Source organism: Shigella sp. FC1661, from assembly GCF_001712525.1.
In the GTDB taxonomy this organism is placed as follows: domain Bacteria; phylum Pseudomonadota; class Gammaproteobacteria; order Enterobacterales; family Enterobacteriaceae; genus Escherichia; species Escherichia coli.
In genome coordinates this window covers 1-3579 of the sequence record NZ_MDGW01000204.1, presented here as the reverse complement: position 1 = coordinate 3579, position 3579 = coordinate 1, and the positions used below count along the sequence as shown (strand labels likewise).

General features: G+C 50.4%; 2 protein-coding genes and 2 pseudogenes. 3 read left to right on the top strand and 1 reads right to left on the bottom strand.

Annotation, left to right across the window (positions count from 1 at the left end):
- Positions 1-221: pseudogene (locus BFF42_RS12710) on the top strand (IS4 family transposase); the annotation flags it as partial.
- Positions 222-294: 73 nt separating this feature from the next.
- On the opposite strand, the gene BFF42_RS12700 reads toward BFF42_RS12710, so the two are convergent.
- A complete protein-coding gene (locus tag BFF42_RS12700; protein WP_000934216.1) occupies positions 295-1944 on the bottom strand; it encodes an alpha,alpha-trehalase in 1650 nt (549 codons plus the stop codon).
- A gap of 399 nt (positions 1945-2343) precedes the next feature.
- On the opposite strand from BFF42_RS12700, the pseudogene ccp reads away from it, so the two are divergent.
- Positions 2344-3369: pseudogene (ccp, locus tag BFF42_RS12695) on the top strand (cytochrome c peroxidase); the annotation flags it as partial.
- A 55-nt stretch (positions 3370-3424) separates the two neighbouring features.
- A partial coding sequence (locus BFF42_RS12690; RefSeq protein WP_001392526.1) for an IS1 family transposase occupies positions 3425-3579 on the top strand: 155 nt, incomplete at its 3' end.

Genomic DNA, 3579 nt, shown 5'->3' with positions numbered 1-3579 from the left:
AATCAACTGAGTTTCTCAGAATCATGCGGAATGGTGATGAGAATGCTGATGACATTGCAGGGCGCTTCACCGGGACGTATACCGGAGCTGATGCGCGATCTTGCAAGTATGGGACAACTTGTGAAATTACCGACGAGAAGGGGAAGGGCCTTCCGAGAGTGGTAAAGGAGAGGCCCTGGAAATACCCCACAGCCCCGAAAAAGAGCCAGTCAGTTGCTTAACTGACTGGCATTACTCCTCCTGAAGAGGATAATTTTACAGCCAGCAGGAAGTTAGCGGCTGGCTGTAAAAATATTATGGTTCGCCGTACAAACCAATTAAACGGCGTACCACACCGTTAGTCCAGCCAAACCCATCCTGCAACGGATACTCGCCACCGCCGCCTTCGCGTGGAACACCATCGGCAATATGGTATTTTTCGATCAGTTTGTGCTGTTCCAGATAGAACTGATTCACCGTCTTCAGCCAGCTTCGCGCGATTTCATCACCCAGAAGGTCATCGCCGTACATTTTAAATCCCTGAATCGCCATCCATTGTAACGGTGCCCAGCCGTTGGGTTTATCCCACTGTTCACCGGTTTCGTACTCGCTTGCCAGAATCCCGCCAGGTGTCAGTAACCGACTGCGCACGGCATTTGCCAGACGATCGGCCTGTTCATGGTTCGCCATACCGACATAGAGTGGCACAATGGCGGCAGCGGAAAACAGCGCCAGTTGTTCGCGTCGCCAGTCGTAATCGCGGTAGATGCCGTTTTCATCATCCCAGAGGTAACGGTTTACCGCATCGCGACGGGCACTGGCCTTCTGGCGGAACAGTGCTTCTGTCTCTTTCTCGCCTTTCAGCGCCGAGATGTTGGCGATGGCGCTCTCCAGTTTAAACAGGAAGGCATTCAGATCGATGGGGATGAACTGGGTGGTACGAATACTCGCCAGACGACCAGTATCACGCAGCCAACGGGAAGAGTAATCCCAACCGGAGGCCGCCCCCGCTCGTAAATCGCGGTACACCTCGTTGGGCGGGCGACCAGAATGTTTCGCGGTTTCAACGTCCTCAAGCCAGGATTCGTCACGCGGCGTGTCGCGATCGTCCCAGTAACGGTTGAGCAGCGATCCGTCCGGCATCCGCACAACATGGCGATAGGCCTGATTAGGGATCAACGATTCTGCACCGTCCATCCAGAAGGCATATTCCATTTTCAGGTGGTCGAGATAGCGGCGCGCACCGCGTACACCATCTTCTTCAAACAACTCCACCATCAGCGCAAAAACCGGTGGTTGCGAGCGGCTCAAATAATAGGTGCGGTTGCCGTTGGGGATGTGACCGTAGTTTTCGATCATCCAGGCGAAGTTATCGGCCATGCATTTCAGCAAATCTTCCCGACCACTTTCCGCCAGCCCCAGCATGGTGAAATAGGAATCCCAATAGTAGGTTTCGCTAAAACGGCCGCCCGGGACAATATATGACTGCGGTAGCGCCAGCAGAGAAGACCACGGAATGTGATCCTGTGGTTCGCGGGTTAGCACCGGCCACAGCTGGTCGATATGCTCTTTCAGGGAATTTTGCGGGTCCGATACATACTCGCTGGAGTAGACCTCCGGCAGCCAGAAGTGATTTTCAACAAACTTGCGCAAGTCAAAATCACGATGACGGCGCACTTTACGGTAGCGGATTAAAATATCCAGCGGGTCCATTTTGGGTGCGCAGTCGGGAAAGGTTTTACTGTCGGGGAAAATTTTCGCCGACTGAACATGCTCGAACAGTTCGAGATAGCGATCGGCAGGCGTCAGCGCATCAGAGGCGGGCAGCCCTTCAATCATCTCGGGTTCCGGTTCTGCCTCGATCATCTCATCCAGTTTTAATTCATACGGGTCCAGTTCATAGCAGAGATCGACTTCGATCATCAGTTCGTCTGGATTAGGGTTTTGAATTTTCTGATTGAGCATAAGGATCCAACCTCCGAAATTCGTCGCTAATTATCGGCTTTTCTTTAAGGGTAGTCATTCGCTCCGCCTGGTGGGCTACAAAGCGTGCGGTGGATCACGTTTATTAACTTGTCAAAAAATATAACGCACTAATATCAATGGAATTTATAAAAATACGGATTTGGTGTTGTTTTTCATTTTCAGAACATTCAATCCTGCTCTCGCCGCAATCATGATATGCCATTCCTGATCTGGGTAATAGGCACAGGCTATCTTATTGATAGTTTATATTCATGTAATTGATTCCTATCAAAAAGCGTATCTCCCTGTTTTTTATGATGGCTTTGTCTCGCAGAGACGTTTGCAGCATTCTGGAAAATTTTCTGGGTCACAATAACTCACCACCGTGAGGGAAGAATAATGAAAATGGTCTCACGTATTACCGCGATCGGCCTGGCTGGCGTCGCGATTTGCTATTTAGGGTTATCTGGTTATGTGTGGTACCACGATAATAAACGCAGTAAACAGGCCGATGTTCAGGCATCTGCTGTCAGTGAAAATAATAAGGTTTTAGGCTTTCTCCGCGAAAAAGGATGCGACTATTGCCACACGCCTTCGGCAGAATTACCCGCCTATTATTATATTCCTGGCGCGAAACAGTTGATGGATTACGACATTAAGCTTGGATATAAATCTTTTAACCTCGAGGCCGTGCGTGCGGCACTGCTGGCTGATAAACCCGTTTCGCAAAGCGATCTGAATAAGATTGAATGGGTGATGCAGTATGAAACTATGCCACCAACGCGTTATACCGCGCTACACTGGGCGGGTAAGGTGAGTGATGAAGAGCGGGCGGAAATACTGGCCTGGATTGCAAAACAGCGCGCGGAATATTACGCCAGCAATGATACTGCTCCGGAGCATCGCAATGAACCGGTGCAGCCCATCCCGCAAAAACTGCCTACCGATGCGCAAAAAGTGGCGTTGGGCTTTGCGCTGTATCACGATCCCCGTTTATCGGCTGATAGCACCATTTCATGCGCTCATTGCCATGCGTTGAATGCGGGGGGCGTCGATGGCAGAAAAACATCGATTGGTGTTGGTGGCGCAGTTGGGCCGATTAACGCGCCGACGGTATTTAACTCAGTATTTAACGTTGAGCAGTTCTGGGATGGTCGTGCGGCAACATTGCAGGATCAGGCAGGTGGACCGCCGTTGAACCCGATTGAAATGGCGTCGAAATCCTGGGACGAAATTATTGCTAAGCTGGAAAAAGATCCGCAGCTTAAAGCGCAGTTCCTCGAAGTTTATCCGCAAGGTTTCAGTGGCGAAAATATTACTGATGCCATTGCTGAATTTGAGAAAACATTAATTACGCCGGATTCCCCATTTGATAAATGGTTGCGTGGAGATGAAAATGCGCTGACGGCGCAACAGAAAAAAGGCGGTGATGCTGCCAACTTACTGATTTAGTGTATGATGGTGTTTTTGAGGTGCTCCAGTGGCTTCTGTTTCTATCAGCTGTCCCTCCTGTTCAGCTACTGACGGGGTGGTGCGTAACGGCAAAAGCACTGCCGGACATCAGCGCTATCTCTGCTCTCACTGCCGTAAAACATGGCAACTGCAGTTCACTTACACCGCTTCTCAACCCGGTAC

Coding starts and splice junctions, on each gene's coding strand:
- BFF42_RS12700 (WP_000934216.1), bottom strand. CDS start 1,944: ATGCTCAATCAGAAAATTCAAAACCCTAATCCAGACGAACTGATGATC.